Source organism: Glycomyces albidus, from assembly GCF_009451885.1.
Taxonomy (GTDB): domain Bacteria; phylum Actinomycetota; class Actinomycetes; order Mycobacteriales; family Micromonosporaceae; genus Glycomyces; species Glycomyces albidus.
In genome coordinates this window covers 194,091-220,291 of record NZ_WIAO01000003.1, presented here as the reverse complement: position 1 = coordinate 220,291, position 26,201 = coordinate 194,091, and the positions used below count along the sequence as shown (strand labels likewise).

Sequence of the window (26,201 nt, the reverse complement as noted above, 5' to 3'; positions counted from 1 at the left end):
TGTCGCGCAGGCGCAATATGATGGACCCGAACCGCCCCGAGCACGGCCACCCGACGGAGAGCCGCCATGACCTACCCGCCCCCGAACCCCTTCGACCCCTCGCAGCAGCAGCCGGGCTACGGCCAGCCCTCGGCGCCCCAGCACTACACGACGGACGCCGACCCGTACTCGCGCCCGGACACGTACGGGCCCGGCACCGGCTACGGCAACCCGCCGCTGAACGTGCACCCCGGCAGCGCCCCGCCCGGGCAGCCGTACTCCCCCGGCGCGCCCGGCTACGTGCCCGGCCAGCCCACCGGCGGCTTCCAGCCGCCACCGCCGCCCGGCCCGCCGGGAGGCGCCTTCCAGCCCGGCCAGGCCGCGCCTCCGCCGCCGCGCAGCGGCGGCAACACGACGCTGATCGTCGGCCTCGTCGCCGTGATCCTCGTGGTCGCGATCGGCGGCACGGTCCTCGCGCTGAGCCTCGGCGGGAACGAGGACGACCCGGTCGCACAGGAGACGACCGAGGCGGCCGAGGAGACGACGGAGGCCGAGGAGGAGACCTCGGCGGCCGAGCCTTCAGAGGAGGCCACCACCGCCGAGGGCGAGTCGACATACCGCGTCCCCGAAGAGGGCGAGTGCATCGAGAACGTCGAGACCGGGTTCTACGTGGTGGACTGCGAATCCGCGGACGCGTACTGGTACGTCGTCCACATCGAGCAGAGCCCCGCGGACCCCGACCCGACCGATCCGTACCACGCGGTGGCCGCCGCTGACGCGTGCGACGGATTCGAGTGGACCCAGTACTACTACACCGACACCGCGATCGCGGCCGGCCGCGACTGGGACCCCGAGATCGATTCGATCACCGCGATCTACTGCGTCCGACCGGTCGAATAGACGGCTCGGAGCACACCGCCGAGAGGCGCCCGGAAACGCATTCGAATAGCGCGATCATCATTGCGGGCGAGAGCCGCAGCCGCGAATGGGAGCCGAATGGCCTACGGCCCCAACGAGGCCGCTCTCGCCCGCCGTGCGCGTTAGGATCGCCCCATGACCCTGACCGCGAACGACGTCGACCGGTTCGAGGCCGCCCGGCCGCGCCTGGAGGCCATCGCCTACCGCCTCCTCGGCTCCGCCGCGGAAGCGGAGGACGCCGTGCAGGAGGCGTTCCTGCGCTGGCAGGCCGCCGACACCGCCGCGATCGAGGTCCCCGAGGCGTGGCTGACGAAGGTCCTCACGAACCTGTGCCTGAACCAGCTCACCTCGGCGCGGGCGCGCCGCGAGACCTACGTCGGCGAGTGGCTGCCCGAGCCGCTCCTCGGCGGCGACCCGATGCTCGGCCCGGCCGACACCGCCGAGCAGCGCGAGTCGGTCTCCTACGCGGTGCTGACGCTCATGGAGCGCCTGTCCCCCAACGAACGCGCCGTGTACGTGCTGCGCGAGGCGTTCGACTACCCGCACCGCGAGATCGCCGAGATCCTCGACATCAGCGAGGCCGCGAGCCAGCAGATCTTCCACCGCGCCAAGCGCCACATCGCGGAAGGCAAGGCCCGCACCGAGATCGACGGCGCCGCAGCCCGGAAGATCGTCGAGGAGTTCCTCGCGGCCGCCACGAGCGGGTCTGTCGCACCGCTGGTGGAGCTGCTCACCGGCGACGCGACCGCGATCGGCGACGGCGGCGGCAAGATCCCGGCCCGCACGAAGCCCTACGTGGGCGCGACCGCGGTCGCGAAGTTCCTGTGGGGCCTGTTCCGGCCGGCCGAGGCCAAGCGCAAGATCATCGGCGGTTCGCCGGAGGTGTACGCGTGGACCGCCAACGGCGGCCCCGCGGCCGTCGCGGTCCTCGACGGACGCGTCATCGGCGTCATGTGCCTGGAGGTCGGCGAGGACGGCATCGCCGCGTTCCGCAGCCAGGTCAACCCCGACAAGCTCGAGCGGGCGACCGCCGTGTGGGCGACCGCCGAGCACGGCGAGCCCATCCTGCTCGACGCCTTCTGACGCTCCGATTCCACGCCCCGTGACGCCGTGTGGCGTGCTTCATAGCCGGATCCTGTCAGGGATCGCGGGCCTGCCCGGTTCAAGGTGCGAACCCACGCAGACAGGAGCACGACCATGCAGCACCGCATCATCGTCCTCGGCGCCGGCTACACCGGCACCCTCGCCGCCGGCCGCCTCGCGAAGCGGCTGCACCCCGAGGACGTCGCCGTCACCGTCGTCAACGCCGAACCCGACTTCGTCGAGCGCGTCCGGATGCACCAGGTGGCCGCCGGACAGGACCTCAAGCGCCGGCCGTTCAGCGAGATCTTCGCCGGCACCGACGTCGAGGTGAAACTCGCGAAGGTCACCGCCGTCGACGCGGACGCCAAGACCGTCACCGTCGTCGACGCGAACGGCGTCGAACAGCTCGAGTACGACACGCTCGTGTACGCCCTCGGCAGCGGCTGGAACGACCAGGGCGTCCCCGGGACCGCCGAGCACGCCTACGAGATCGCGAGCCGCCCCGGCGCCCTGCGCCTCCGCGAGCGCCTGGCCCGCCTGGACGCCGGGCAGACGGTGACCGTCATCGGCGGCGGCCTCACCGGGATCGAGGCGGTCACCGAACTCGCCGAGTCCCGGCCCGACCTTGATGTCGCGCTGGTCGCCCGCGGCGGCCTCGGCGACTGGGTCTCCCCGAAGGGCCGGGCGCATCTGCAGGAGGTCTTCCGCAGGCTGGGGATCACGGTCCACGAGCACACCGAGGTCGCCGAGGTCCGCGCCGACGCGGTCGTCACCGGCGACGGCGAGGCGATCCCGTCCGCGGTCACCGTGTGGACCGCCGGATTCGCGGTCCACCCGATCGCGGCCGCCACCACCATGGAGACCACCGCGAACGGCCAGATCGTCGTCGACCGGGACATGGCCTCCGTCTCGCACCCGGACGTGTTCGCCGTCGGCGACGCCGGCTACGCGATCGGCGACACCGGGAAGGCGCTGCGCATGTCCTGCGCCTCGGGCACGCCCATGGCGTGGATCGCCGCCGACTCGATCGTCGCCCGGCTCACCGGGGCGACCGCCAAGCGGCCGCCGCTGTCCTACTCGCAGCAGTGCGTCAGCCTGGGCCGCAACGAGGGCCTGATCCAGTTCGTCACCCCCGACGACCAGGCCAAGCCGACGCTGCTCCGCGGCCGCTTCGCGGCGCGGTACAAGGAGTTCATCTGCAAGGGCGCGGCCTGGTTCCCCGCCCACCCGACCTTCGGCCTCCCGGCCCGCCGCCGGCGCCTCGCCGCCGCCCGGCGCCAGGGCTCGACGGCGACCAAGGCCCTGGCCTAGCGACCGACACCCCAGGAAACCGGGCGGGCGCCCTCGGGGCGCCCGCCCTTTCTTCGTCTGTTTCCGGCACCCGCTTATCGGCGGTGCCATTCGGAGGTGCCTCTCGGTGGTGCCGCTCGGTAGTGCTCCTCAGCGGTACTCCGCGCCAGTGCTACTCGTCAGTGCCGTCGGCGGTGATCCGCGGGTGGAGGTCCTCGGCCGGCGGCTCCCACGCGTCCACGTCGACCGTGACCTGGTCGCCCGAGCGGATGTCCTTGATCTGCGTGCCCTCCTCGTTCGCGAAGAGCACGAACGGGATGCCGCGCTTGTCGGCGAACTTGATCTGCTTGCCGAACTTCGCGGCCGAGGGCGAGACCTGGGTCGGGATCCCGCGGCGGCGCAGGCGCTGCGCCAGCGTGTTCGCCTCGGGCCGCTCGTCCTCGTTCGCCAGCGCCACCAGCACGCAGGTCGGGACCTCGCGGGTCGCGTCGAGCCGCCCGGACTGCAGGAGCGGGACCAGGATCCGCGAGACGCCGATCGACAGGCCCACCCCCGGGTACGTGTGCTTGCCGTCCGAGGCGAGCTTGTCGTAGCGGCCGCCCGAGCAGACCGAGCCGAGGCGCTCGTAGCCCTCCATGAACGTCTCGTAGACCGTCCCGGTGTAGTAGTCGAGGCCGCGGGCGATCCGCATGTCGGCCACGACGAAGCCCGGGGCCTCCTTCGCGGCGGCGTCGACCACGGCGGCCAACTCGGTCAGGCCCTCCTCCAGGAGCGGGTCGGACACGCCGAGCGCGCGGACCTCGTCGACGAAGGAGGTGTCGGCGGCGCTGATCGAGGCGAGCTTCAGGCAGGCGTCGGCCTGCTCGGGGGTCGCGTCGACCTCGTCGATGAGGAGCTTCGCGACCGCGTCCGGGCCGATCTTGTCGAGCTTGTCGATGATCCGCAGCGCCTCGTCGGTGTCGCGGATGCCCAGGCCCTGGTAGAAGCCCTGGGAGAGCTTGCGGTTGTTCACGTGCATGGTCACCCGCGGCAGCGGGAGCCCGCGGAGCGCGTCGGCGATCACCAGCGCCACCTCGACCTCGTAGTGGGCCGGGAGCTCCCCGAGGTCCACGATGTCGATGTCGGCCTGCATGAACTCACGGTAGCGGCCGTCCTGGGGGCGCTCACCGCGCCAGCACGGCTGGATCTGGTAGCGGCGGAACGGGAAGTTGAGCTTCCCGGCGTGCTCGAGGACGTACCGCGCGAACGGCACGGTCAGGTCGAAGTGCAGGCCCAGTCCGGCGTCGCCGCCGTCCGCGTCGGCCTGGAGGCGGCGCAGGACGTAGACCTCCTTGGACGTCTCGCCCTTGCGGAGGAGCTGGTCCATCGGCTCGACCGCGCGGGTCTGGAGGTTCGCGAAGCCGTGGAGCTCGAAGGCGCGGCGGAGATGGTCGACGACCTGCTGCTCGACGATCCGCTGCCGGGGCAGCAGTTCGGGGAAGCCCGAGAGCGGCTGAGGTCGTGACATGGGTGTCTCCTAAAGGAATTCGATGGACTGAGCGGAGCGGACGCGCCTAATGCGCGTTCGCGGCCCGCTTCAGGTACGGGTTCCGGGCGCGCTCGGCCGCGATCGTGGTGGCCGGGCCGTGCCCGGGGAGGACGACGACGGCGTCGTCGAGCGGGAGGACCTTCGTGCGGAGGGTCTCCTGCATGGCCGCGTCGGAGCCGCCGGGCAGGTCGGTGCGGCCGATGGCGCCGCGGAAGAGCACGTCGCCGGTGAGCGTGTACGCGGCCTCGTCGCCGGCGGTGTGGAACATGGCCGACCCGGCGGTGTGCCCGGGCGCGTGGTCGACGGTGAAGCGCATCCCGGCGAGTTCGACCACGCCGCCGTCGGCGAGGACCTGCACGTCGTCGGGTTCGGTCCAGTCGAGGCCGGTGCCGACGAGCGACATCATGTTCGCGCTGAAGCCCTGGGCGGGGTCGGCGAGCAGGTGGGCGTCGTCGGCGTGGATGTAGGCGGGGACGTCGTTCGCGCCGCATACGGGGGTCACCGAGAAGGTGTGGTCGAGGTGCCCGTGAGAGATCAGCACCGCAACCGGTTTCAGTTTGTGCTGTTCGAACACGTCGTCGAGCCTGGCCGCGACACCGATACCGGGGTCGACCACAACGCATTCCGAGCCGCGAGCCGAGGAGAGCACGTAACAGTTCGTACCGAACGCATCGGCTACGACTGTTTCGATGAGCACTTGGCTTCTCCCTTATAACCCCGCGGAGGCGGGGACCACGTCGTTCTGACCCATGGTCAACTTGACCACACGGGCTCATCCCCGCGGGAGCGGGGAGCACGGCCCTCTGAGCCGACCCCGGCAGCGCCGATTTTACATACGGCATCCTGCGGTGACGCGCCTGACTTGACCCGGTTAGACTGCGGAACTCGTAACCCCCAACACAAGCGAACGTCATGAGGAGTCCAGGTGCCCGCGAAGTCCAAGCACATGGAGCAGCGCAAGCAGCGCATCGCGAACGCGAAGAAGAACGCGCGCCTCGCGGGCAAGCTGCGCCGTCGCCGCCGGCTCCAGGCGCTGGGCGGGCTCCTCGCCGTCGCGGCCGTGATGACGCTGGCCTACCTGTGGCAGGACGGGTTCTTCGAGGACGAGCCCCCGGCCGAGGAGACCCCCACGTCTGAGGTCTCCGAGTCCGTGGACCCGCTGGCGACCGAGACGGCCGCGCCGACCGACGGCGCGGCGACCCCCACTGCCGAGACCACAACTGCGGAGTCGAGCGCGACTCCCACCGAAACCGAGACCGAGTAAGCACCCCCGCGAAGGAGATCCGACGGTGGCCTCGAAACAGGCACAGCGACTGGCGGCCCGCCAGCAGTTGCAGCAGCGCATGGCCGTCAAGGCCGAGGAAGAGCGCAAGAAGCGCACCGTCGCGTGGAGCATCGGGGGCGTGGCCGCCCTCGTCGCGCTCGGCCTCCTGGCGTGGGGGGCGTTCACCTGGCTCGGCCCCGACGAGGGCGGCTCCTCTGCCGACCCGGACGTCTCGCAGCTCGTGAACGACGCCGAAGCGGCCTCGACCCGCTGCGAGGGCGTCGAGCCCTCCGGCGAGGGCGCGACCGGCACGCCGACCGAAGGGCTCACCGACGGCCGGCCGGCCCAGGACGTCTACCTCGAGTGCCTCCAGATGAGCACCCCGGACGCGTCCGAGACCGAGGCGTGCATGTACACGTCGATGGACGGCGCCAGCCCGGTGCCGCTCTCGACCCAGCCCGCGGCCGGCACGCAGGTCATGACGATCGTGACCAACCTCGGCGTGATCACCGCCGACATCGAGACCGCCGAGGCCCCGTGCACCGCCGGCTCCTACACGTTCCTCGCGCAGGACGGCTACTTCGACGGCCAGCAGTGCCACCGCCTGACCACCGACGGCATCTGGGTCCTCCAGTGCGGCGACCCCGACGCGCGCGCCGCGATCGAGGCCGGCACCCCGGAGATGGCCGGCGCGGGCTCCCCGGGCTACCAGTACGGCGAGGAGAACACCCCGGTCGAGGCCGAGGCGAACTACCCGGCCGGGACCATCGCGATGGCCAACGCGGGCGCCGGCACCACCGGCAGCCAGTTCTTCATCGTCTACGAGGACACCACGCTCCCCGCGGACTACACGATCCTCGGCCGGATCACCTCCGGCCTGGACATCGTCGAGCAGGTGGCGGCCGCCGGCGTCATGTAGCGGTGCCGTCCGGCAGCGGCGGGGACGCCGCTGCCGGCGACGCGAGCGCGTTCCGGCACCGCCGGAGGCGCATGTGACCCAGTCGCGGGCGCAGTCCGGGCAGCTGAAGCGGCCCGGGCGGCCGCCCGCGGCTAGGATTAAGCGTGTCGGGGCCGCACCGCGGCCCTGGACGACTCAAGTGCCGTGGGAGACCGAGGAGGCGTGCGTGGTGACCGAGCGAGCCGCGTCCGGGAGACCCGCTGACGCCGCGCCCACCTCGGGAGGCCCCATCGGGCCCCCGACCGGGCGCCGCATGCGGGCCCGGTTGGCGCGCTTCAACGCGCCCTGGCAGTCCTCGACCCTCCCTGAGGTCCTGGAGCCGCTCGTGGCGGCCCACCGGGCCGCGCACCCGCGTGCGGACGTCCGGCTCCTCCAGCAGGCGTACACGCGCGCCGAGCAGCTCCACAACGGGCAGTTCCGCAAGTCCGGCGACCCGTACATCACCCACCCGCTCGCGGTCGCCTCGATCCTGGCCGAGCTCGGCATGGACACGAACACGCTCGTGGCCGCGCTCCTGCACGACACGGTCGAGGACACCGACTACCGGCTCGAGGAGCTCGGGGAGGAGTTCGGCGGCGAGGTCGCGCTCCTCGTCGACGGCGTCACCAAGCTCGACAAGGTCAAGCTCGGCGACGCCGCGAAGGCCGAGACGATCCGCAAGATGGTCGTCGCGATGGCGAAGGACCCGCGGGTCCTGGTCATCAAGCTCGCCGACCGGCTCCACAACATGCGCACGCTGACGTTCCTGCCGCCCGAGAAGCAGGAGCAGAAGGCCCGCGAGACGCTCGAGATCCTCGCGCCGCTGGCCCACCGGCTCGGCATGAACACGATCAAGTGGGAGCTGGAGGACCTGTCCTTCGCGACCCTCTACAAGAAGCGGTACGCCGAGATCGCGCGCCTGGTCTCCGAGCACTCCCCGCAGCGGGAGATGCTCCTGCAGCAGGTCGTCGCCCAGGTCAAGGACCACCTCAAGGGCTCGCGCATCAAGGCCGAGGTCTCCGGGCGGCCGAAGCACCTGTACTCGATCTACCAGAAGATGATCGTGCGCGGCCGCGACTTCAACGACATCTACGACCTCGTGGGCCTGCGCATCCTCGTCGAGGACGAGCGGGACTGCTACGCGGCCCTCGGTGTGATCCACGCGAACTGGCAGCCGGTGCCGGGGCGCTTCAAGGACTACATCGCGATGCCGAAGTTCAACATGTACCAGTCGCTGCACACGACGGTGATCGGCCCGAACGGCAAGCCCGTCGAAATGCAGATCCGCACGTGGGCGATGCACCGCACCGCCGAGTACGGCATCGCCGCGCACTGGAAGTACAAGGAGACCAAGAACTCGACGGTGGCCGGCCCGCCCGCGCACATCGACGACATGGCGTGGCTGCGCCAGCTCCTCGACTGGCAGCGCGAGGCCGCCGACCCGTCGGAGTTCCTCGACGCGCTCCGCTTCGACCTGGCCTCCTCCGAGGCGTACGTGTTCACGCCCAAGGGCGACGTCATCGCCCTGCCCGCGGGATCGACCCCGGTGGACTTCGCGTACGCCGTGCACACCGAGGTCGGGAACCGCTGCATCGGCGCGCAGGTCAACGGCAAGATCGTGCCGCTGGAGTCGACGCTGTCGAACGGCGACGTGGTCGAGGTGTTCACCTCGAACTCCGAGAACGCGACGCCGAGCGAGGACTGGCTCGCGTTCGTCAAGAGCCCGCGCGCCCGCACCAAGATCAAGCAGCACTTCAAGCGCGAGCGGCGCGAAGAGGCCATCGAGCTGGGCAAGGACGAGCTGACGCGCGCGATGCGCAAGCGCCGCCTGCCCCTGCAGCGGATGCTCACCCACGACAACCTCACCTCGCTCGCGAAAGACCTCAACCTCAAGGACGTCGAGGCGCTGTACGCGGCCCTGGGCGAGCACCACATCACCGCCTCGTCGGTGGTCCAGCGGCTCCTGGAGGTCCAGGGCGGGGCCGAGGGCGCCGCCGAGGACATGGCCGAGGCCACCGCCCCGACCCAGCCGGCCCGGATCGTCCCCGAGGCGCACGGCGACATCCACGCGGCCGTCACGGTCGCCGGGATGGAAGAGGGCGAGATGCCGGTGCGGCTCGCGCACTGCTGCAACCCGATCCCGGGCGACTCGATCATCGGCTTCGCCACCCGCTACCACGTGATCTCGGTGCACCGCAGGGACTGCGAGAACGCCGAGGAGCGCATCGAGCTCCAGCCCGACCGGGTCCTGGAAGTGCACTGGTCGCATGAGGACGACCAGGCCACGTTCGTCGCGTCCGTGCAGGTCGAGGCCCTCGACCGGCACCGGCTCCTCGCCGACGTCACGCAGGTCCTCTCCGGCGAGCGCGTCTCGATCCTGTCCGCGACGGTCACCACCACGCGCGACCGGGTCGCGTTGTCGCGCTTCACGTTCGAGATGGCGAACCCCGAGCACCTCGACCACATCATCAAGGTGATCCGCAAGGTCGACGGCGTCTACGACGCCTACCGCCTCACCGGCGCCGAACGCACGTAGAGGCCTCCTCGCGTCATCGGGATACAGTGTGCCGGTCGGTAACCAGCGCACCAGAAAGCAAGCCCATGACGGAGCTGTCCCAATTCGACGACGACGAGCGCGCCCTCATCCTGAACACGCCGGGAGTGGTGCTGAAGGGGGCCATCGTCTCCGACGGTTCGACCAGTCCGCTCGTGTTCCTCAAGGAGGTCACGGCGGGCGCGAGGGCCTTCAAGCAGGCCCACCGGCACGAGAACGCGTTCGTGAAGTCGGTGGCACTGGCCTTGAAGGAGCGCCCGGCCGACGAGGACTCGGAGCTGCCGGTGACCGAGGAGGCCATGCCGGAGGCCCTGAAGCTCGCCCGCGAGGTCGCCGTGCTGCTGCGCGAGCAGGCCGACCCTGAGGACGCCGCCGCCTACACGGCGTGGCTCGTGCACCTCGCCACCGAGGTGGCCGCCGCGGTCAAGTCCCGCAGCGGCGGCCTCTTCAGCAAGAAGGTCGCGATCAACGACGGGGAGCGCCGGTTCATCGAGGACCTCGAGCACGCGCTCCAGGCCTGACCGGATCCGAAGGCCCGCACCGCGGTGCGGGCCTTCGGCGTGTCACCAGTCGATCGTGTAGCCGTGCTGCCAGGCGGTGCGTTCAGGGGTCGCGAAGCGGGCCATGAAGAACGGCATGAGGGCGTCGCGGAAGCGGGCGGCGATCGGGCCGGCGGCCTTGGACTGGTTGGTGCGGGCGGCCGCGGCGATGACGCGTTCGACCCGGCCGCGGCGGCGGTGCTCGTAGGCGGTGAAGGCCCGCGCGATCGGGAGGTCGCGCAGGCAGCGGGCGAGTTCGACCGCGGACTCGGCGGCGAGGCTGGCGCCCTGGCCGGACGAGGGCGAGGTGGCGTGGGCGGCGTCGCCGGCGATGGCGATGCGGCCGCGGGACCAGACGGGGACGTGCGGGAGGTCCTCGAGCGGCGAGGCCGGGATGAAGTTCTCGGGCGTGACCTGGTCGAGGATGCGGAGTGCGGGTCCGGCGTCGTCGGCGAAGGCGGCCCGCAGGCGGGCCGTCCACTCGTCGAAGGAGGTGGCCCGGAGGGCGTCGCGGTCGAGCCGCTTCTCGGGCAGGTTCGCGAACCAGCCGGTGCGCTCGCCGTCGGAGAGGTACCCGAAGAAGGCGCGGCGGCCGAAGATCATGTGGAACGCGCCGCCGGTGTCGGGGACGGCGGGCCCGCCGGTACCGGGCCCGCCTACATAGCCGCCGAAGCCGATCAGGCCGGTGTAGCGGGGTCCGATCGCGGGGTCGATGAGGCCCCGGACGGCCGAGCGGATGCCGTCGCAGCCGATCAGGACGTCGGCTTCGGCGGTGGTGTGGTCGTCGAACTGGGCGATGACGCTGCGGCCGGTGTCGACGGCCCCTTCGAAGCGCTTGCCGTGGACGACCGTGATCCCTTCGGCTTCGGCGCGGGCCTGGAGGAGCTCGGCCAGGCGTCCGCGCGGGACGGTGGTGACCGCGGGCAGCGCGGGGTCGGAGCCGACCTCCCCGAGGACCTTGCCGGTGCCGGAGTGGATGACCATGCGCGGGGTGGGCGTCCCGGCCGCGGCGACCCCGGCGTCGGCGCCCACGACGCGAAGGGCGTTCAGGCCGTTGGCGGCGAGCGTGAGCGGCCCGCCCTTGGATCCGGTGCCCGGATGGTGGGCCTCGTACACCTGCGCTTCGATGCCAGCCTTGCGGAGCGCCAGGGCGGCGACCGGGCCGGCGACGCCGCCGCCGATGACCAGCGCGGTCCTGGCCTGGTGGAGCTGTGGGTTCGTCATGCGGGCGACGGTATGGCGCAAGCGGCGCGCGGCGCATCGGCCTGCGGTAGCGTTCGGGATTCGACCGGGGTTGTACGGGAAACCGCTCCCGGATTCCGAATCCGCCCATATAGTGATACCGACTCACGTAGGGAGGGGTTCACGTGGAGAAGTTCAACGAGATGAAGGACAAGGCCGGGGGGATGGCCGAGGACGCCAAGGCCAAGGCCGAGGACCTGTACAACAAGGCCAAGGAGTCGCCCGCGGGCGACAAGCTGGACGAGGTCTCCGACCAGGTCAAGGAGAAGGCGCAGGGCCTGATCTCCAAGCTCAAGGGCGGCGCCGAGTCGGCCGGGCTCCCGTGGAGCCTGCCAGCAACGACGCGGCGGGCGGACCAATCGGTCCGCCCGCCGCTTCCGTCGTTCGCTAGCGCCTCCTGCGCTTCTTCGCGCCGCTCGGGCGCGACTGGCCCGACCTCGGGGCCGGGCCACTGCGGGACCCGGACTTGACGGGCTCCTCCAGCAGCTCGAGCGGGATCTCGTCGGACTTGGCTCGCGCCACGCGGTCGTCGTCGTCCTCGTCGTCGTCCGCGGGCTTGCGGGCCGGCTTCTCGGTCTTCTTCTCGGCCTTCGGCTCGCCGCTGCGGGCGGCGGCGACCTTCTTGTTGTGGCGCTGGTAGGCGGCACTGCGCTCGGCCATGTCGACCACCCACGGGGCGGCCAGGAAGATCGAGGAGTACGCGCCGACGATCATGCCGACGAACAGCACCAGCGCGAGGTCCTTCAGCGTGCCGACGCCGAGGAGGCCCACGCCGACGAACAGCAGCGCGCCGACCGGCAGCACACCGATCAGCGAGGTGTTGATCGAGCGCATGAGCGTCTGGTTGATCGCGTCGTTGACGCCTTCGGCGAAGGTCTTGCTCCGGGTCTGGAGCAGTTGGGCCGTGTTCTCCTGGACCTTGTCGAAGACCACCACGGTGTCGTACAGGGAGTACCCGAGGATCGTCAGCATGCCGACGATGGTCGACGGCGTGATCTCGAAGCCGACCAGGGCGTAGATGCCGGCCGTGAGCACGAGGTCGTGGAGGAGCGCCGCGATGGCCGCGATCGCCATGCGCCGCTCGAACCGGATCCAGATAAAGGCGGCCACCAGGACCATGAAGACCGCGAGGGCGATCAGGGCCTGCCGGGAGACCGACTCGCCCCAGGTCGCCGAGACCTCGGAGACCGAGATCGAGTCGAACCCGACGTTCGCCTCCGCCGCGATCGCCTCGCGGATGGCGGCGGCCTCGTCGGTGTCGAGCTCGCCGATGCGGATGATGTAGGACCGGTCCTCGCCCGAACCCACGATCTGGCCGGAGGCGACGTCGGCGCCTTCCGCGGCGGCCGCGCTCTCGACGTCCTCGAGCGTCGCGGAGGTCTCGCCGGCGGGCACGTTGTACTGGACGCCGCCGGCGAAGTCGATGCCGAGGACGAAGCCCTTCGTGAACATGACGACCGCGAGGCCGGCGATGATGACGGCGGAGGCGATGTAGAACTTCCTGCGGTGCGCGACGAACTGGAAGTCCGTCTCGCCCCGGTACAACTGGCTCAGGACGTTGGGGCGCTTCTCGCCGCGTCCGGTCTGCTTGGTGCTCATCGGATCTCCTTAGCCCTTCGCGGCTGCGTCGGCGGTGGCCGGGGTCGCTTTGGAGTGGAGCCCCGACAGGTGGTGGTTGTTGAGGACCCTGCCTCGGGCCATCCACTCGGCCACCGGGTGGGTGAACACGAACACCACCAGGAGGTCGACGAGCGTGGACAGGCCGAGCGTGAAGGCGAAGCCCCGAACCGGGCCGATGGCCAGGATGTACAGGACCACCGCGGAGATCATCGAGACGGCGCTGGCGGACAGGACGGTGCGCCTCGCGCGGACCCAGGCCCGCGGCACGGCCGAGCGGACCGACCGGCCCCCGGCCATCTCCTCCTTTATTCGTTCGAAGTAGACGACGAACGAGTCCGCGGTGATGCCGACCGCGACCACGAAGCCCGCGATGCCCGCGAGGGTCATGGTGAACCCGATCTGGGAGCCCAGGAGGGACACGGTCGGGTACAGGACCGCGGCGGCGACCACCAGGCTGCCGAGCACGACGAAGCCGATGACGCGGTAGTAGATGAAGCAGTAGAGGACCACCAGGAGCAGCCCGATCGCCATCGCGAAGACGCCGGCCTCGAGCTGGTCCACACCCAGGGTGGCGGTGACCTCGTTGACGGTCTCGACCACGAACGTGGTCGGCAGCGAGCCGAAGTTGAGCTGGTCGGCGAGCTGGTTCGCGTCGTCGGCGGTGAAGTCGCCGGAGATCTGGGTGGAGTTGCTCGACGCCTCCTGGATGGTGGGGGCGCTGACGACCTCGTTGTCGAGGACGATCGCGACCTGCGAGCCGACGTTCTCGGTGGTGAGCGTGCCCCACTTCTCGGCGCCGGAGGCGGAGAACTGGACGTTGACGACGAACAGGTTCGGGTTCGCCTGGTCGTTGCCGACGTCGGCGGAGGTGACGTCCGAGCCGAGCACGGTCGCCGGCTGGAGCAGGTACTTGTACGAGACCGTCAGGGACGGGTCGTCGGGCGAGTACGGCTCGGGGGCCGAGCACGCCACGACCTCGATGTCGGCCTGCTGGACGGCGCCGGGCGGGCGGTTGTCGAGCTGCTCGCAGGTGATCTGCGGGACGAAGAACTGGACGTTCGCGGGGAGGAGCGAGACCTCTTCGGGGGTGAGCTCGCCGAACGGCTCCAGGAGCGCCATGGTGGCCTCGTCGGCGGGGGCCGCGGTGAGGGCCTGGGCGGTGGCGGCGGCGTCGGCGCCGACCTTCGCCCACACGTCGTCGAGGGTGACGTCCTCGTCGCTGGTCGGGGCCTGGCCGGAGCCGGACGCCGCTTCGCTGGTGGTCTCCTCGGTCGGGGTGGCCGAGCCGCCGTCGGCGGGGGTCTCGCTCGTGTCGGCGGCGGGCGTCTCGGACGCCGCGTCGGTGGGTTCCTCGGTCGGAGTCTCCTCCGCGAGGGCGTCCTCGATCGCGGAGGTGTCCATGGTGGAGTTGGTGACGATGCGGAACCGGAGCTCGGCGGGGGCGCCGACGTCGCGGAGGGCCTCCTCGTCGAGGTCGTCGCCGGCCACGTTCACGACGATGTTCTCGCTGCCCTCGACGTAGACCTCGGGCTCGGAGACGCCGGTCGAGTTGACGCGGTTCTCGATGATCTGGCGGGCCTGCTCCATCGTCTCCGGCGAGGGCGGCTCATCGCTGCCCTGCTGGTAGGCGGTGAGCATCATGGACAGGCCGCCCTGCAGGTCGAGCCCGAGCTTCGGTGTGGGGAACCTCCACCCGGAACCCGCCAGCGCGGACACCCAAAGCACGGTGAGCACGGCGAGCAGCGCCACGAAGTACGGGGCGACGGGCAGGCGCTTGCGCTGGATCTTCTTCCGTGGGCGGTCGGCGCCCGTTACTGAAGCCAATGGTCGGTCTCTTCCTCAGAACTCGGACAGGGGCGGGCGCAGTGCGACCGCGCAGACGGTAGCGGGCGCCGGTCCGCCGCGGGGGGCGGACCGGAGGGAGTGGGCCCTCGGCGCTGCTTGCGAGCCGTGTCGGCTGCCACACGTACCTTCGGCGGGGCTCATTCTAGGACGGGTGCCGCAAAGGCCGTGCAGGGCCTAGTACTCCTTGCGGTCGGGGTTCCCGGAGTGCTTGTCGCCCTCGGTCTTCTCGTCGCCGTTCGCGAGCGCTTCGAGGTCGGCGTCGGAGAGGGTCGCGTCGGTCTCCTCGGCGGCCTCGTCGGCGGTCTCGGTCTCGGCGGCCTCGGCGGGGGTGACGACCTTGGCGATGGCCTGGCGGGCGAAGACGAGGAAGGTGTCGTCGCTGGCCTCGATGGTGATGGTCTCGTCGTCGGAGTCGACGACGGTGCCGTAGAGGCCGCCGATGGTCATGACGCGGGCACCGGGCTGGACGTTGTTCTGCATGTCCTGCTGCTCGCGCTGGCGCTTGCGCTGGGGGCGGATCATCACGAAGTACATGAGCGCGATGAAGCCGACGATCATGATGATGAACGTCAGGTTGGAGCCGCCGGCTGACTGCGCGAGGACGTCTGCGGATGCGAGCACGGTAGTGCCTTTCGTCGTGGTGGTCACGGTCTGGGAGGGTGACGTGCGCGAAGTTTATCGGGTGCGTGGTGGGACCCCTCCCCCACGGCCCACCCTACGCGTCGCCGCTCCGGAACAGTCCTTCGGCGCTCGGCGGCCGCAGCCCCAGGTGGTGCCAGGCGGCGTCGGTGGCGACGCGGCCGCGCGGGGTGCGGGCGAGGAGGCCGGCGCGGACGAGGAAGGGCTCGCAGACCTCTTCGACGGTGTCGGGCTGCTCCCCTACGGCGACGGCGAGGGTCTTGGGGCCGACGGGCCCGCCGTTGAAGGTCTTGACGAGGGCGGTCAGGACGGCGCGGTCGAGGCGGTCGAGGCCGAGCGGGTCGACGTCGTAGAGGGCGAGGGCCTCGACGGCGACGGCCTCGGTGATGGTGCCTTCGGCGCGGACCTGCGCGAAGTCGCGGACGCGGCGCAGGAGGCGGTTGGCGATGCGGGGGGTGCCGCGGGAGCGGCCGGCGATCTGGGCGGCGCCTTCGGGGGTGATGCCGACGTCGAGGATGGCGGCGGAGCGGTGGACGATGGCCTCGAGTTCGGCCTCGGAGTAGAACTCGAGCTGGCCGAGGAAGCCGAAGCGGTCGCGCAGGGGCCCGGTGAGGAGGCCGGCGCGGGTGGTGGCGCCGACGAGCGTGAACGGTTCGAGTTCGAGGGGGATGGCGGTGGCGCCGGGGCCCTTGCCGACGACGACGTCGACGCGGTAGTCCTCCATCGCGGTGTAGAGGAGTTCCTCGGCGGGCCGGGCCATGCGGTGGATCTCGTCGATGAAGAGGACTTCGCGGGGTTCGAGGCTGGTGAGGATGGCGGCGAGGTCGCCGGAGCGCTCGAGGGCGGGGCCGGAGGTCTGGCGGAGGCTGACGCCGAGTTCGGCGGCGATGATCATGGAGAGGGTGGTCTTGCCGAGGCCGGGCGGGCCGGACAGGAGGATGTGGTCGGGCGGGGTGCCGCGGTGGCGGGCGCCTTCGAGGATGAGGCCGATCTGCTCGCGGACGCGGCCCTGGCCGATGATCTCGTCGAGCTTGCCGGGGCGGATGCCGGCCTCGGCCTTGCGTTCGAGTTCGGTGGCCTCGGCGGCGGTGAGGGCCCGGTCCCATTCCTCCCGGCTGACTTCGAAGTCGCCGGAGCGGTCGAGGTCGTCGTCCATGCGCTACCGCTTCCCGAGGAGTCGGATGGCCTGCTTGAGGAGGGTGGGCACGTCCTGGCCGTCGGCGCCTTCGGCGTCGAGCTTCTCGATGGCGGTCTCCGCCTCCTTCGCGGTCCAGCCGAGGGCCTGGAGTCCTTGGCTCACCTGGGTGCGCCAGCCGCCGGGGCGGCCGCCGCCCTGCTTGGGGACGCCGTGGGGGTCGACGGGGCCGATCTTGTCGGCGAGGTCGAGGACGATGCGCTCGGCGCCCTTCTTGCCGACGCCGGGGATGCGCGAGAGCGTGGCGGTGTCGCCGGTGGCGATGGCGTACCGGAGGGCGTCGGGCCGGAGCACCTCGATGGCGTCGCGGGCGATGCGCGGGCCGATCCGCTGCGCGCTCTGGAGCAGTTCGAACAGGTCGCGTTCTTCGGCGGTGTTGAAGCCGTGCAAGGTGATCGAGTCTTCGCGGACGATCGTGGAGATGGCGAGGACCGCTTGGGAGCCGACCTTGAGGTTGGCGAGGGTGTGGGCGCCGGCGTGGACGGCGTAGCCGACGCCGTTGACGTCGACGACGGCATAGGCCTCGCCGACGGCGGCGACGGTTCCGGTGAGCTGGGCGATCATCGGCGTCCCCTCGCTGCGGCGGCGGCCGCCGCGGACTGCGAGGCGGCCCGGTGCGCGGATTCGATGCGGGCGGATTCGATGCGGGCCTTGACGCCGCCCCTCCACAAGTGGCAGACGGCGATCGCGAGCGCGTCGGCGGCGTCGGCGGGCTTGGGCGCCTCCTTGAGGCGGAGGATGCGGGTGACCATGCTGGTGATCTGGCGCTTGTCGGCGGTGCCGTTGCCGCACACGGCGTTCTTGACTTCGGAGGGCGTGTAGGTGGCCGTGGGCAGGCCGCGGCGGGCGGCGGCGAGGAGCGCGATCCCGGAGGCCTGGGCGGTGCCGATGACGCTGGAGACGTTGTGCTGGCTGAAGACCCGTTCGACGGCGACGGCCTCGGGCTGGTGGAGCTCGAGCAGAGCGCGCAGGCCGTCGTCGAGCGCGAGGAGCCGTTCGGCAAGGGGCGCTTCGGGATCGGTGCGGACGACGGTGACGGCGACCATGGTGCCGGGCGCGCCGGGGCGTCCTTCGACGACCCCGATGCCGCAGCGGGTCAGGCCCGGGTCGATCCCCATCACGCGCACGCACTCCTCCTGTCGCTCGGTTCGCGTCAGCTTATCCGGCCGGTCCGACGTTCGGTCCGCAAGCGCCGCGCGGCGGGTGTTCGAAGCCGACGGGTGCGGGTCGGAAATCGGACTGGTGGCCTTGCCCATAAACCACTTGCCGACCGGCAAGTGACGTGATTTCGTTGTAGTCGGCCGACTGCACCGCACTCGCCCCCCATCGGCGCAACGAGGCGACCCGCGGGGCTCGGCCGCCCCTGCTCCGCTCCGCGAACCACTGGTTTGGAACAACTGTGTCTGCTGCTGCCTTCATGCCGCCCGCCGTCGCCGACGGCCACTCACGACGCTTCATAGCCACCATGGTGTTCGTCCTCGGCGCCCTCTCCGCGACCGCGCCGATCGCGATCGACCTGTACCTGCCCGCCTTCCCCGCCATGGCCGAGGCGTTCGGCACGCCCGAGAGCCGCATCCAGCTCACGCTGACGTCGATGATGATCGGCATGGGCCTGGGGCAGGCCGTCGTCGGGCCGCTCTCCGACCGCTTCGGCCGCCGCAAGCCGCTGCTCATCGGCATGTCGGTGTTCACGCTCGCGTCGCTGCTGTGCGCGGTCGCCACCAGCGCCGACCTGCTCATCGTGCTCCGGTTCCTGCAGGGCCTCAGCGGCGCGGCCGGCGTGGTCGTGGCCCGCGCGGTCATCCGGGACCACTTCGCCGGGGACGACATGACCCGGTTCACGGCCAAGATGATGTTCGTCACGATGCTCGCGCCGATGCTCGGCCCGATCGTCGGCGCCCAGCTCATCCGCTTCGGACCGTGGCAGACCGTCTTCGTGTTCATGGCGGTCCTGTCGGCGCTGTCGACGTTCCTGGTGTGGAAGTTCCTGCCCGAGAGCCTCCCCGCGGAGGAGCGCCGGTCGATGACCGCCCGCGAGTTCGGTTCGGCCCTGGTGACGCTGGTGCGCGACGCCCACTTCATCGCCCCGACCATCGCGGTCCTCATGAACTTCTCGATGCTGTTCACGTACGTGTCGACGTTCAGCTTCATCTCGCAGGAGGAGCTCGGGGCCTCCCCGGGGTTCTTCTCGCTGCTCTTCGCCGTCGGCACCCTCGCGCTGCTGGCGGGCAACCAGGCGAACATGATGGCCATCGACCGCACCCGGTCGAGCAGCCGCATGATCACCGGCATGGCCATCTCGCTGGCCGGCGTCGCATGGCTCGTGGGCGTCCAGGTCGCCGGGGTCGAGAACCTGTGGACGGTCCCGGCCGGGATCGTGCTCATGATGTTCGGCTGCGGCGTGGTCTTCCCGAACGCCGGTGCGGCCGCGATGTCGTCCCAGCCGCCGCAGATCGCCGGCACCGCGTCCGCGTTCATGGGCTCGCTCCAGATGGCGGCCGGCGGCGCCCTGCCGGCGCTGGCGACCGTCGGCGGCGTGACCCTCGCGAGCATGACGCTCGGCATCGGCGTGTACGCGGTGGCGACGGCGGTCGCGGTCGCGTGGACGATCGCGGTCTACCGCCGCGAGCCGGTCGAAGGCATCGAATAGGGGCGATCGAACGAACGCGGAGGGCCCGGAGCGATTCGCTCCGGGCCCTTCGCGTTCGGCGCCGCTACTCCTCGTCGAGCTTGGCGAGGACGTCGTCGCTGATGTCGGCGTTCGTCCACACGTTCTGGACCTCGTCGGAGTCCTCGAGGGCGTCGACGACCCTGAGCACCTTGCGGGCGCCTTCGACGTCGACCTCGATCTGCACGGACGGCTGGAAGCCGGCCTCGGCGGAGTCGTAGTCGATCCCGGCGTCCTGGAGGGCGGTGCGGACCGCGACCAGGTCGGTCGGCTCGCACAGGACCTCGAAGCCGTCCTCGCCCAGGGCGTTGACCTCTTCGGCGCCCGCGTCGAGGACCGCCATGAGCAGGTCGTCCTCGGTCAGGCCGTCGGCGGCCGGGACCATGATGACGCCCTTGCGGGAGAACATGTACGCGACCGAGCCGGCCTCCCCGAGGGAGCCGCCGTTGCGCGTCAGCGCCACCCGGACCTCGGCCGCGGCGCGGTTGCGGTTGTCGGTCAGGCACTCGATCAGGACCGCGACGCCGCCCGGGGCGTAGCCCTCGTACATGAGCGTCTCGTAGTCGACGCCCCCGCCGTCGAGCCCGCCGCCGCGCTTGACGGCGCGGTCGATGTTGTCATTGGGGACCGAGCTCTTCTTGGCCTTCTGGATCGCGTCGAAGAGCGTCGGGTTGCCCGCGGGGTCGGCACCGCCGGTACGCGCCGCGACCTCGATGTTCTTGATCAGCTTCGCGAAGATCTTGCCCCGCTTGGCGTCGATCGCGGCCTTCTTGTGCTTGGTCGTCGCCCACTTGGAGTGACCACTCATCCCGGCGTTCCTCGTTCCTCTTGCTCGTCCGGTCCGGCGTTCGCGCTTCGGACCATGTCCACGAAGTACTCGTGCACCCGCGCGTCGGCGGTCACCTCCGGGTGGAAGGAGGTGGCCAGGCAGGCGCCCGCACGTACCGCGACGATCCTACCGCCCGCGCCATCAGGGCCTCCGTGACCGCTGTCGGCCGCGCTCGCGACCGTCGCCAGCACCTCGACGCCGCCGCCGACCCGCTCGACCCACGGCGCGCGGATGAACACCGCCTTGAACGGGCCGCCGTCGAGGCCCGCGACCTCGATCTCCGTCTCGAACGAATCGACCTGGCGGCCGAAGGCGTTGCGGCGCACCGTCATCGGTATGACGCCGAACGAGCGCTGGTCGGGCCGGCCGTCGAGGACCTCCTCGGCGAGCATGATCATGCCCGCGCAGGACCCGAACGCGGGCATCCCCTCGTCGAGCCGCTTCTTGACCGGGTCGAACAGGTCGAAGATCTCCAGGAGCTTGCTCATGGTGGTGGACTCCCCGCCGGGGATCACCAGACCCTCGACCGCGTCGAGTTCGGCGGCGCGCCGCACCGGCGCGGCCTCGGCCCCGGCGGCCTCGAGGGCGCGCATGTGGTCCACCACGTCGCCCTGCAGGGCGAGCACGCCGATCCGGGGCACGGTCATCAGAGAACTCCAAAACTAGGCGGCTGCGGGCCACTCAAGGGTAATCGCGGACCGCGCGGGCGCCTACCTGGTCGATCGCCGCTGTGACCGAATCCGGCCTGAACTCGGCCGGGAGGTGACGATCCGTTAAAGTCTCGGATCGAACCTGCCGCACCCCTTGACGCCCTGGAGAGAGCGATGCCCAAGAACTCGAAGCGCAACCCGATGCCCCGCGCGGTGCGGGCCGCCCGGAACACCATGTGGCTGGAGGCGCTCCTCGCCCTCGTCATCGGCGGCCTGATCGTCCTGCTCCACCACACCGCGCGCGAGTTCGTGCCGCCCGCGGCCGAGCACGACGTCTACCGCGGCGCGGCGGGCCTCGGCGCCCTCGCGGTGTTCTTGCTGCTCTCGACCCTGCTCATGCACTTCCAGTGGCGGATCCTGTGGATCCTGATCCTGCTCGTCCAGGTGGCCGCGCTGGTCGGCCTCGGCTGGCTGCTGTTCACCGGCGGACTCTACTGGGCGCTGTGCATCGGCCTCGCCATCGTGCCGATTACGATTCTGGGAACGCTTACCGAGCGCTTCGCCCGCCGCTGGTTCAACCACTAGCGGGCGGCGACCGATCCCCGTCTGAGAGGCACGCAGATGCTCCCCCAACCGAACTTCGGCCGCGACCGCGATCCAGGCAAGGGCGCGCCCGAGCCCGAGGGGGACGACCCGAACGCCAGGCCCAAGAAGGTCCTGCGCCTCCAGATCGCCCTGTGGGTCCAGGTGGTCTCCGCGGTGTTCGCCGGCAACTTCTACGCCCTGAACGTCATGTCGAGCCGCTCGACCTCGTACGAGGAGATCCTCGAGTTCTACACCGAGAACCCGCCGGCCGAGGGCACGCCCGAAGCACTCGCGCGGGCCGCCCACGACACCTTCCAGAGCACGGCGTTCCTGGTCGCGGGCTTCACCATCGCCGGGATCACGATCCTCGCCGCGATCATCATGGCGATGTGCACGCTGCGCTTCAAGACCCGCGCCAAGGCCGTCCGCTGGTGGGCCGTCGGCGCGACCGCGGTCTCGTTCCTCGTCGCCATGTTCATGTCGACCCAGTTCAGCCTGCTCGTCGCGCCCTGGGTGTTCGGGGCGGTGCTGGCGCTGTGGTGGCTGTTCTCCTCCGACATCCGCTACTGGATGGACGGCGGCCCGGTCCCCGAGCCGGAGGCTGACGGCGACGCGAAGGACGAGGGCTAAGGCCGATCCCGGTCGCCGCCGCCTGCGCCGTGCCTGCTGATGTAGTCGATGAACGCGGCGCGGGCCAGCGGCTCCGCGCCGCCCCAGTCGCCCTTGGTGGCCTCGCGCCAGATGCTGACGAGGTCGTCGATGGCCACGCCGATCTCCGACACGTCCGGGTCGAGGTCCTCGGCTTCGAGCGCGGTCGGGGTGTGGCGGAACAGTTCGATGAAGAACCGCCAGTCGCGGCGCTCGCGCGCGAGCGCGAAGGCGCGCCGCTGGAGTTCGGGCGTCGGATAGCGGTCGAGATCGGTTGCGTCCATGGCCCCAAGCCTATGCCGGGGGCGCGGTGTGTCGAAGCCGGTTCAGGGGCCCGCGGGTCCTTAGGATCGGCCCATGCGCACACTCGCCGCTCTGAGCGCCGCAGCGCTCGTCGCTCTCAGTCCCGCACCGGCCCATGCCGAACCCGTCCCGGTCGACCCCGGAGCGGGGAACGGCGTCGGCGCCGGGTTCCTGTACCTGGAGGTCGACCGCGAGACCGGCCCGACCGAACGCTCGGCCCTGTCCTGCCCGCACGGGCACGGGCACGACCGCGGCGAGGAGTCGTGCATCCAGCTCACCGGCGTGGGCGGCGAGATCGGGCTCCTCGAAGCCGCGGACGGCATGTGCACCAAGGAGCACGCGCCGGTGACCCTCAAGGGCTTCGGCATCTGGGAGGGCGAGGTGGTCTACTACGAGGGCGACTTCGGCAACCACTGCGAAGGGATGCTCGCGACCGGCGGAGCGCTCTTCGACATCGCCGGGTCCTGAGACGAGACACCGAACGGGCCCGGACGCTGCGTCCGGGCCCGTTCGCGTGCGCGCTACCAGCCGCGCTTGGCGAGCTTCTGCTCCTCGGAGAGGGTGTCGACGTTGATGCCGACCATCGCCTCGCCCAGGCCGCGGGAGACCTCGGCGATGATCTTCGGGTCGTCGTGGAAGGCCGTGGCCTTGACGATGGCGGCGGCGCGCTTGGCCGGGTCGCCGGACTTGAAGATGCCCGAGCCGACGAAGACGCCCTCGGCGCCGAGCTGCATCATCATGGCCGCGTCGGCGGGCGTGGCGATGCCGCCGGCGGTGAAGAGCACGACCGGGAGCTTCCCGAGCCGGGCCACTTCGGCGACCAGCTCGTACGGGGCGCGCAGCTCCTTGGCGGCGGCGTACAGCTCGGTCGAGTCGAGGGTGGCGAGCCGGCCGATGTCCTGGCGGATCTGCCGCATGTGGCGGGTGGCCTCGACGACGTTGCCGGTACCGGCCTCGCCCTTGGAGCGGATCATGGCCGCGCCCTCGCCGATGCGGCGCAGGGCCTCGCCGAGGTTGGTCGCACCACACACGAACGGCACGTTGAACTTCCACTTGTCGATGTGGTTGGCCTCGTCGGCCGGGGTGAGGACCTCGGACTCGTCGACGTAGTCCACGCCGAGGGACTCCAGGACCTGGGCCTCGACGAAGTGGCCGATGCGGGCCTTCGCCATGACCGGGATCGAGACGGCCTCGATGATGCCGTCGATCATGTCGGGGTCGGACATGCGGGAGACACCGCCCTCCGCGCGGATGTCCGCGGGGACGCGCTCGAGCGCCATGACCGCGACGGCCCCGGCGTCCTCGGCGATCCTGGCCTGCTCAGGGGTGACGACGTCCATGATGACGCCGCCCTTCAGCATGTCGGCCATGCCGCGCTTGACGCGGGCGGTCCCGACCTCGGCCTCGGTCTTCTGGGTCTCTGACACGGTCACCGGCTCCATCTGTACGTCCACGGGCTGCTCGGCACGGGCCTGGAGGCTCCGCCGAGGTGGGGGTGCTGACCTGGCCGATTCTACGCCGCGACCCGCCTCACAGCCCCGGTGATACAAACCGGTCGCGGGCGGCCGGGTCACTGGACCGGGTCGTCGATGTCCCAGTACTGGGGGCGCTGGAGCCGGTGGTGGAGGCGCAGGAGGACGGCCATCGGGAGGGACCGGGAGGCGACGGCGTCGCGCACGAAGTCGGTGTGGATCTGGCGGGCCAGGGCCACCCGGCGGTTCGCCGACTCGAGGTCCTCGGTCCAGACCGGGTTCTGGGCGAGTTCGCGCAGCGCGTGGGTGAGGTCGTTCTCGGCGTACTCGCGCAGCTCGCGCTGGCGCTGGGTGTCGGCGGGGACGGCGACCACGGACAGGGCGAGGGCGACGACCTCCTCGAACCCGGGGTTGCCCACGAATTTGAGGACCGTCTCGGCGCGGTCGTCGAGTTTGGCGAGGAGGGCAGCCTCGGCGGCGCGGGCCCGGCGGTGCAGGCGCTCCACACGCGCGACCGTCCACGTCGCGTACGCGCCGACGACGGCCACGATCGTCACGAGCACGGCCAACCACCACATCGGGATCATCGTACGGGCATACGGCCGCGGCCGGAGTTCCGGCCGCGGGTGCCCATGCGGTGCTCGGGGCGGTCGCTACACCTCCCTTCCCGCGGTTCCCGGCTCGCCGCGAGAGCTGCGGACCTGCCAGGCGGCCATGAGGCCGAGCAGGAAGGTCAGCACGCCGACGATGATGTTGTTCCAGATGATGCCCGGGCCCGGGTCGGTGGCGAGCACCCAGGGCGAGAAGCACATCCAGAGGCCGATCGCGCACATCGCCCAGCTCATGCCGTACATGCGCTCCGGCGCGATCGTGAATCCGAGGGCGACGAGCCCGATCGCGATTCCGATGATGAGGTTGTGCGTCGCGAGATCCGCTTGGGCGGCGGCGAACCCGACGACCCAGGGCGAGATCACGCAGTAGAGGCCGACGAGGAAGACGGGCGCGTCGATGAGCGCCACATCCCTGCGGCCGAGCATCTTGTCGTAGCGTGCCCGCATTTCGTGTACGTCAGGGTGCGTGGTGAGGTCACCCCTGTGCGAGACATCGGCCATCCGACTGCCCTCCGTCCGGCCCGCGCGCGTGCGGCTGCACGGGACTACGCGGGCCGTTCGCCCTCATTATGAACCCGATGGGCACGCTCAGTAAAGATCCTGTCACGGACCGAGTTCAGCGGCGCTCGGCGCCCGCTTCGATGGCGGCGCGGTAGACCTCGAGGAGGCGCGCGGCGACCTCGGGCCAGTCGAAGCGCTTGACCCACTCGTTCGCCCGGTCCACGTACGCTGTACGGAGTTCGGGGTGGTCGAGGAGCCGCCCGGCCTTCTCGGCGAGGTCGGCCGCGTCGCCCATCGCGAACAGCTCCCCCGCGCGGCCGTCGTCGAGGACCGACCGGAACGCCTCGATGTCGCTGGCCAGCACGCAGGTGCCCGCGGCCATGGCCTCGGTGAGGATCATCCCGAAGGACTCACCGCCGGTGTTGGGGGCGACGTACAGGTCGACGCCGGCGAGCATCGACGCCTTCTCCTCGTCCGAGACGGCGCCGAGAAAGCGGATCCGGGAGGCGATCGCGGGGTCGAGCCCGGCCACGGCCGCTTCCGGGTCGCCGCGGCCCACGACGAGGAGGTGCAGGTCGGGGCGGTCGGCGGCCAAGCGCGCGAAGGCGTCCCGCAGGATCGGGAAGCCCTTCCGGGACTCGGTGAACCGGCCCATGAACCCGATCGTGGGGCCGTCGGGCTTGTCAGCGAGCGGGGCGGCCTTGCGGTAGAACGCGACCGGCACCCCGTTGGGGATCTCGACCGCGCCGCCGCCGAGGTGCTCGACCTGGACCTTCCGGGCGTAGGGGCTCACCGCGATCCGCGCCGAGAGGTTCTCGAGGACGAGCTGCGCCATGTGCTTCCCGGCCGCCAGGATCCGCGAGCGGGTCATCGCGGTGTGGAACGTCGCCACCACCGGGCAGCGGGCGTTGAGCACCGCCAGGCACGCCAGGCTCGGCGTGAGCGGCTCGTGGACGTGGATCACGTCGAAGCCGCCCTCGTTGCACCACTTGCGGACCCGCGCGGCCGAACGCGGCCCGAACGCGAGCCGCGCGATCGACCCGTTGTACGGCACGGCGACGGCCTTGCCGCCGGGCACGACGAAGTCGGGCAGGTTCGCGGTGTCGGCGGCCGGGGCCAGGACCGAGACGTCGTGACCGGCGTCGATGAGGGTCTCGGCCAGGTCGCGGATGTGGAACTGGACGCCGCCGGGGACGTCGAAGGAATAGGGGCTCACGATGCCGATCCGCAGGTCGCCCATCAGGAGTGCACCTCCATCACGACGGCCCGGTCCACGACGGAGCCCTGCACGCGACGCTCAT

At 71.0% G+C, this 26,201-nt stretch carries 28 protein-coding genes; 12 read left to right on the top strand and 16 right to left on the bottom strand.

Annotation, left to right across the window (positions count from 1 at the left end):
- Positions 1-66: 66 nt before the first annotated feature.
- The 3 genes from GFD30_RS04410 (at position 67) to GFD30_RS04400 (ending at position 3,291) form a co-directional block, all read left to right on the top strand.
- A complete protein-coding gene (locus GFD30_RS04410; protein ID WP_153023994.1) occupies positions 67-879 on the top strand; it encodes a hypothetical protein in 813 nt (270 codons plus the stop codon).
- 153 nt (positions 880-1,032) lie between these two features.
- Positions 1,033-1,980, top strand: a complete 948-nt coding sequence (locus tag GFD30_RS04405) for an RNA polymerase sigma-70 factor (RefSeq protein WP_153023993.1) — start codon at positions 1,033-1,035, stop codon at positions 1,978-1,980.
- Positions 1,981-2,094: 114 nt separating this feature from the next.
- Positions 2,095-3,291 carry an NAD(P)/FAD-dependent oxidoreductase gene (locus tag GFD30_RS04400; protein WP_153023992.1) on the top strand — a complete coding sequence of 399 codons (1,197 nt, stop codon included), beginning with the start codon at positions 2,095-2,097 and terminating at the stop codon, positions 3,289-3,291.
- 151 nt (positions 3,292-3,442) lie between these two features.
- Here the strand turns inward: GFD30_RS04400 and hisS are convergent, their stop codons facing one another.
- Together hisS and GFD30_RS04390 are read right to left on the bottom strand one after the other, a co-directional pair.
- A complete protein-coding gene (gene hisS / locus GFD30_RS04395; protein WP_153023991.1) occupies positions 3,443-4,777 on the bottom strand; it encodes a histidine--tRNA ligase in 1,335 nt (444 codons plus the stop codon).
- A 46-nt stretch (positions 4,778-4,823) separates the two neighbouring features.
- Positions 4,824-5,495, bottom strand: a complete 672-nt coding sequence (locus GFD30_RS04390) for an MBL fold metallo-hydrolase (RefSeq protein WP_322632931.1) — start codon at positions 5,493-5,495, stop codon at positions 4,824-4,826.
- 228 nt (positions 5,496-5,723) lie between these two features.
- Between GFD30_RS04390 and GFD30_RS04385 the strand changes: the two genes are divergently transcribed.
- The 4 genes from GFD30_RS04385 (at position 5,724) to GFD30_RS04370 (ending at position 10,074) form a co-directional block, all read left to right on the top strand.
- Positions 5,724-6,062, top strand: coding sequence for a hypothetical protein (locus GFD30_RS04385; RefSeq protein ID WP_153023990.1), 339 nt, complete (start codon positions 5,724-5,726; stop codon positions 6,060-6,062).
- A 25-nt stretch (positions 6,063-6,087) separates the two neighbouring features.
- Complete coding sequence (locus GFD30_RS04380) at positions 6,088-6,981, top strand: peptidylprolyl isomerase (RefSeq protein WP_153023989.1); 894 nt, start codon at positions 6,088-6,090, stop codon at positions 6,979-6,981.
- Positions 6,982-7,084: 103 nt separating this feature from the next.
- The gene (locus GFD30_RS04375) at positions 7,085-9,535 is read left to right on the top strand and encodes a RelA/SpoT family protein (RefSeq protein ID WP_407648966.1); all 2,451 of its coding nucleotides are present in this window, start codon (positions 7,085-7,087) and stop codon (positions 9,533-9,535) included.
- A 65-nt stretch (positions 9,536-9,600) separates the two neighbouring features.
- Positions 9,601-10,074: a hypothetical protein gene (locus GFD30_RS04370; RefSeq protein WP_153023988.1), complete on the top strand. Its 474-nt coding sequence runs from the start codon at positions 9,601-9,603 to the stop codon at positions 10,072-10,074.
- 42 nt (positions 10,075-10,116) lie between these two features.
- Here the strand turns inward: GFD30_RS04370 and GFD30_RS04365 are convergent, their stop codons facing one another.
- Positions 10,117-11,316, bottom strand: a complete 1,200-nt coding sequence (locus tag GFD30_RS04365) for an FAD-dependent oxidoreductase (protein WP_153023987.1) — start codon at positions 11,314-11,316, stop codon at positions 10,117-10,119.
- Between the two features lie 143 nt (positions 11,317-11,459).
- Between GFD30_RS04365 and GFD30_RS04360 the strand changes: the two genes are divergently transcribed.
- Positions 11,460-11,804 (top strand): YtxH domain-containing protein, encoded by a 345-nt coding sequence (locus GFD30_RS04360; protein ID WP_153023986.1) that lies wholly within the window; start codon positions 11,460-11,462, stop codon positions 11,802-11,804.
- On the opposite strand, the gene secF is transcribed toward GFD30_RS04360, so the two are convergent.
- From secF to ruvC, 6 genes are all read right to left on the bottom strand, one after another.
- The gene (secF, locus tag GFD30_RS04355) at positions 11,722-12,933 is read right to left on the bottom strand and encodes a protein translocase subunit SecF (protein WP_153023985.1); all 1,212 of its coding nucleotides are present in this window, start codon (positions 12,931-12,933) and stop codon (positions 11,722-11,724) included. The two genes, GFD30_RS04360 and secF, sit on opposite strands and share 83 nt — an antisense overlap.
- A 9-nt stretch (positions 12,934-12,942) precedes the next feature.
- Complete coding sequence (gene secD / locus GFD30_RS04350) at positions 12,943-14,778, bottom strand: protein translocase subunit SecD (protein WP_153023984.1); 1,836 nt, start codon at positions 14,776-14,778, stop codon at positions 12,943-12,945.
- 195 nt (positions 14,779-14,973) lie between these two features.
- Positions 14,974-15,420 (bottom strand): preprotein translocase subunit YajC, encoded by a 447-nt coding sequence (gene yajC, locus GFD30_RS04345; RefSeq protein ID WP_322632929.1) that lies wholly within the window; start codon positions 15,418-15,420, stop codon positions 14,974-14,976.
- A gap of 94 nt (positions 15,421-15,514) precedes the next feature.
- Positions 15,515-16,594 carry a Holliday junction branch migration DNA helicase RuvB gene (gene ruvB, locus GFD30_RS04340; RefSeq protein WP_153023983.1) on the bottom strand — a complete coding sequence of 360 codons (1,080 nt, stop codon included), beginning with the start codon at positions 16,592-16,594 and terminating at the stop codon, positions 15,515-15,517.
- Between the two features lie 3 nt (positions 16,595-16,597).
- A complete protein-coding gene (gene ruvA / locus GFD30_RS04335) occupies positions 16,598-17,197 on the bottom strand; it encodes a Holliday junction branch migration protein RuvA (protein WP_153023982.1) in 600 nt (199 codons plus the stop codon).
- Positions 17,194-17,760 (bottom strand): crossover junction endodeoxyribonuclease RuvC, encoded by a 567-nt coding sequence (gene ruvC / locus GFD30_RS04330; protein WP_407648960.1) that lies wholly within the window; start codon positions 17,758-17,760, stop codon positions 17,194-17,196. The genes ruvA and ruvC overlap by 4 nt, the downstream gene beginning before the upstream one ends.
- Before the next feature lie 272 nt (positions 17,761-18,032).
- Here ruvC and GFD30_RS04325 point away from each other — a divergent pair, with 272 nt between their 5' ends.
- Complete coding sequence (locus GFD30_RS04325; protein WP_322632928.1) at positions 18,033-19,283, top strand: multidrug effflux MFS transporter; 1,251 nt, start codon at positions 18,033-18,035, stop codon at positions 19,281-19,283.
- A 64-nt stretch (positions 19,284-19,347) separates the two neighbouring features.
- On the opposite strand, the gene GFD30_RS04320 is transcribed toward GFD30_RS04325, so the two are convergent.
- Positions 19,348-20,109, bottom strand: a complete 762-nt coding sequence (locus GFD30_RS04320; protein WP_153023981.1) for a YebC/PmpR family DNA-binding transcriptional regulator — start codon at positions 20,107-20,109, stop codon at positions 19,348-19,350.
- A complete protein-coding gene (gene pdxT / locus GFD30_RS04315) occupies positions 20,106-20,777 on the bottom strand; it encodes a pyridoxal 5'-phosphate synthase glutaminase subunit PdxT (protein ID WP_153023980.1) in 672 nt (223 codons plus the stop codon). Before pdxT ends, GFD30_RS04320 begins: the two co-directional genes overlap by 4 nt.
- 177 nt (positions 20,778-20,954) lie before the next feature.
- Here pdxT and GFD30_RS04310 point away from each other — a divergent pair, with 177 nt between their 5' ends.
- The gene (locus tag GFD30_RS04310) at positions 20,955-21,365 is read left to right on the top strand and encodes a hypothetical protein (protein ID WP_153023979.1); all 411 of its coding nucleotides are present in this window, start codon (positions 20,955-20,957) and stop codon (positions 21,363-21,365) included.
- Positions 21,366-21,401: 36 nt separating this feature from the next.
- Positions 21,402-21,995 carry a hypothetical protein gene (locus GFD30_RS04305; protein WP_153023978.1) on the top strand — a complete coding sequence of 198 codons (594 nt, stop codon included), beginning with the start codon at positions 21,402-21,404 and terminating at the stop codon, positions 21,993-21,995.
- On the opposite strand, the gene GFD30_RS04300 is transcribed toward GFD30_RS04305, so the two are convergent.
- Complete coding sequence (locus GFD30_RS04300) at positions 21,992-22,297, bottom strand: hypothetical protein (RefSeq protein WP_153023977.1); 306 nt, start codon at positions 22,295-22,297, stop codon at positions 21,992-21,994. The two genes, GFD30_RS04305 and GFD30_RS04300, sit on opposite strands and share 4 nt — an antisense overlap.
- 73 nt (positions 22,298-22,370) lie before the next feature.
- Here GFD30_RS04300 and GFD30_RS04295 point away from each other — a divergent pair, with 73 nt between their 5' ends.
- Positions 22,371-22,784, top strand: coding sequence for an SSI family serine proteinase inhibitor (locus GFD30_RS04295; protein WP_153023976.1), 414 nt, complete (start codon positions 22,371-22,373; stop codon positions 22,782-22,784).
- A gap of 53 nt (positions 22,785-22,837) precedes the next feature.
- Here GFD30_RS04295 and pdxS read toward each other — a convergent pair whose 3' ends face one another.
- The 4 genes from pdxS to GFD30_RS04275 form a co-directional block, all read right to left on the bottom strand.
- Positions 22,838-23,758 (bottom strand): pyridoxal 5'-phosphate synthase lyase subunit PdxS, encoded by a 921-nt coding sequence (pdxS, locus tag GFD30_RS04290; RefSeq protein ID WP_153024057.1) that lies wholly within the window; start codon positions 23,756-23,758, stop codon positions 22,838-22,840.
- A 128-nt stretch (positions 23,759-23,886) separates the two neighbouring features.
- Entirely contained in the window at positions 23,887-24,366 is a 480-nt protein-coding gene (locus GFD30_RS04285; protein WP_153023975.1) for a hypothetical protein, read from the bottom strand.
- Positions 24,367-24,441: 75 nt separating this feature from the next.
- Positions 24,442-24,900, bottom strand: a complete 459-nt coding sequence (locus GFD30_RS04280; protein ID WP_153023974.1) for an SPW repeat protein — start codon at positions 24,898-24,900, stop codon at positions 24,442-24,444.
- A gap of 115 nt (positions 24,901-25,015) precedes the next feature.
- Positions 25,016-26,131 (bottom strand): glycosyltransferase family 4 protein, encoded by a 1,116-nt coding sequence (locus GFD30_RS04275; RefSeq protein ID WP_153024056.1) that lies wholly within the window; start codon positions 26,129-26,131, stop codon positions 25,016-25,018.
- Positions 26,132-26,201: the final 70 nt, after the last annotated feature.

Bases quoted from the DNA above. Each gene is read 5' to 3' on its own strand.
- ruvB (WP_153023983.1), bottom strand. From the start codon at position 16,594: ATGGACGACGACCTCGACCGCTCCGGCGACTTCGAAGTCAGCCGGGAG.
- GFD30_RS04280 (WP_153023974.1), bottom strand. From the start codon at position 24,900: ATGGCCGATGTCTCGCACAGGGGTGACCTCACCACGCACCCTGACGTA.
- GFD30_RS04405 (WP_153023993.1), top strand. From the start codon at position 1,033: ATGACCCTGACCGCGAACGACGTCGACCGGTTCGAGGCCGCCCGGCCG.
- pdxS (WP_153024057.1), bottom strand. From the start codon at position 23,758: ATGGAGCCGGTGACCGTGTCAGAGACCCAGAAGACCGAGGCCGAGGTC.
- hisS (WP_153023991.1), bottom strand. From the start codon at position 4,777: ATGTCACGACCTCAGCCGCTCTCGGGCTTCCCCGAACTGCTGCCCCGG.
- pdxT (WP_153023980.1), bottom strand. From the start codon at position 20,777: ATGACCGTGCCCCGGATCGGCGTGCTCGCCCTGCAGGGCGACGTGGTG.
- GFD30_RS04365 (WP_153023987.1), bottom strand. From the start codon at position 11,316: ATGACGAACCCACAGCTCCACCAGGCCAGGACCGCGCTGGTCATCGGC.
- GFD30_RS04320 (WP_153023981.1), bottom strand. From the start codon at position 20,109: ATGAGTGGTCACTCCAAGTGGGCGACGACCAAGCACAAGAAGGCCGCG.
- GFD30_RS04310 (WP_153023979.1), top strand. From the start codon at position 20,955: ATGCCCAAGAACTCGAAGCGCAACCCGATGCCCCGCGCGGTGCGGGCC.
- secF (WP_153023985.1), bottom strand. From the start codon at position 12,933: ATGAGCACCAAGCAGACCGGACGCGGCGAGAAGCGCCCCAACGTCCTG.
- GFD30_RS04400 (WP_153023992.1), top strand. From the start codon at position 2,095: ATGCAGCACCGCATCATCGTCCTCGGCGCCGGCTACACCGGCACCCTC.
- GFD30_RS04370 (WP_153023988.1), top strand. From the start codon at position 9,601: ATGACGGAGCTGTCCCAATTCGACGACGACGAGCGCGCCCTCATCCTG.
- ruvA (WP_153023982.1), bottom strand. From the start codon at position 17,197: ATGATCGCCCAGCTCACCGGAACCGTCGCCGCCGTCGGCGAGGCCTAT.
- GFD30_RS04305 (WP_153023978.1), top strand. From the start codon at position 21,402: ATGCTCCCCCAACCGAACTTCGGCCGCGACCGCGATCCAGGCAAGGGC.
- GFD30_RS04300 (WP_153023977.1), bottom strand. From the start codon at position 22,297: ATGGACGCAACCGATCTCGACCGCTATCCGACGCCCGAACTCCAGCGG.
- GFD30_RS04285 (WP_153023975.1), bottom strand. From the start codon at position 24,366: ATGTGGTGGTTGGCCGTGCTCGTGACGATCGTGGCCGTCGTCGGCGCG.
- GFD30_RS04410 (WP_153023994.1), top strand. From the start codon at position 67: ATGACCTACCCGCCCCCGAACCCCTTCGACCCCTCGCAGCAGCAGCCG.
- GFD30_RS04295 (WP_153023976.1), top strand. From the start codon at position 22,371: ATGCGCACACTCGCCGCTCTGAGCGCCGCAGCGCTCGTCGCTCTCAGT.